At 33.3% G+C, this 1,159-nt stretch carries 2 protein-coding genes; both read right to left on the bottom strand.

From position 1 onward, the window contains the following. The coding region (locus EKL98_RS16720; protein ID WP_394343490.1) for a hypothetical protein at nucleotides 1-196 on the bottom strand (196 nt) is incomplete at its 3' end. Between the two features lie 213 nt (nucleotides 197-409). Then, nucleotides 410-1,159: glycosyltransferase (locus EKL98_RS16725; protein WP_126563214.1), on the bottom strand; the 750-nt coding region annotated here is incomplete at its 5' end.

Here is a 1,159-nt window from a genome sequence, read left to right on the forward strand (position 1 = left end):
GAAAGAGTTCCCAAATAGAATAAAAGCGAACAGTTAAACTTGCTCTATCTGCCACTTTTACCATATCAGAACTCTCCTGTGTTATCAATTCGATAGTTATGTCGTGCTCTGCCAATTCGACGCAAGTTTGAGGTACCGATCGGGCTGGACCTCCTGTGCTTTTATCGATCGAATTAACTATATGTACTACTTTCATAAATTCTTGTTTTTATTATAACTAGTAAAAAAAATATTTTACATATAAAAAAATAAATTGTTACTAATATGGTGCGGTTGTACCATAAATTTTAAATTGAATTCTAAATAAAATCACCATCATTACAAATATAAAAAATCTTCTGTTTTTATAGAAAAGTGTTTCAAATACTTTCCCTTTTTACCTGAAATGTCTTCTATAATATTAAGTAATTTAATCCAGCATTTTTTTGTATAAATCGCATAATAAATAAGCCACCGTTTTGATGTCATATTTTTCAACTACGAGTTTTCGTCCATTATTCCCCATTGTCTCTAAAATTTCAGTAGAGGTATTAAATACTTTTTTTAAAGTGTTTTCTAAATTGTTAACTGATAAATCTATCCACCAGCCACATTGATGTGTTTCTAAATCTTCCCAAGGAGTTTTTCGGGTAGTAATTACAGGAACACCAACGGCTAAAGCTTCAGCAACTACAATTCCAAAATTTTCGCTGTATGAAGGTAGAATCATAAGATCGGCGGATCGTAAAAAATCCCATTTGTCTTCACCATATAAGGCTCCAACAAACCTAACATTGTCGAGGTCTTTTGAACTCTGGACAAGCGATTTTAAATACCATGACTTTCCACTACCCGCAATTTCCAGAGTCCAACCTTTTGTATCACTATTACGCCAAGCTTTTAGTAGTAATTCAATACCTTTCTTAGGATGAATACGAGATAAATAAACCATTTTTTTTGTCCCATACTGTTCCTTAGCCTTTTTTATTTCGCTTAAATCAATCCCATTTGGAACGATGCTGATCGGATTACTGAAACCCAGAGCTTGAATATTAACTGCTTCCATCTGAGCAGTAGCATGGATTCGTAAAGCACTTTGAATGATTTTTTTTTGGTAAAAAAACAGGCCTATCTTTTTTTTAATAGGATTGTTCGCAAGTATCCAGGGTTCCAGCATACC

The organism is Flavobacterium bomense, assembly GCF_003970355.1.